The organism is Psychrobacter sp. 1Y4, from assembly GCF_051847555.1.
The window spans coordinates 1-692 of the sequence record NZ_JBPYDE010000583.1; the positions used below are offsets into that span (position 1 = coordinate 1).

Annotated in this window: 1 protein-coding gene; it reads left to right on the plus strand. The window is 48.4% G+C overall.

Features of this window, described 5'->3' with window-relative positions:
* Positions 1-692 (plus strand): helix-hairpin-helix domain-containing protein (locus tag ACS8FC_RS17710; RefSeq protein WP_439297756.1); only part of this gene is annotated, 692 nt, incomplete at both ends.

Genomic DNA, 692 nt, shown 5'->3' on the forward strand with positions numbered 1-692 from the left:
TCAATCAAAACCAGCTCGCAGATAGCCTTGATAAAGTCACTCAAGACAGCGTGAACGCGGTTGGTGTTGATGTAAATACGGCAAGCCCAGCTATCTTGGCTCATATCGCTGGTCTTAACCGCAACGTAGCGCAGCAAATTGTCACTTATCGCCGCGAGCACGGTGCATTTGATAGCCGTGAAGCGCTCAAGAATGTCCCACGCCTAGGCGCTAAGACGTTTGAGCAAGCAGCAGGTTTCTTGCGTATTCATAATGGTAGCAATCCATTAGATGCCACTGGTGTGCATCCAGAGAGTTATGCCTTGGTTGATAGCTTACTCGCGCAAGCGGGTAAGCCGTTGTCAGAAGTCATCGGTAACGATGGTGTACTGAATGCTATCGATACAACTGCGCTGGCTGCTAACGACGATAATGTCAGTGTAAAAGCGATTATCGAAGAGCTTGCTAAACCTGCTCGTGATCCTCGTCCTGAGTTTAAAACGGCTAATTTCCGTGATGATGTCAATAGCATCAAAGATTTGAGCGAAGGTATGCAGCTTGAAGGGGTAGTCACTAACGTAACCGCGTTTGGCTGTTTCGTTGATGTGGGTGTCCATCAGGATGGTTTGGTCCATATCTCTCAGATGGCCAATGACTTTGTCGCAGACCCCATGAACCGTGTCAAACCTGGCGATATCGTATCAGTTCGTGTC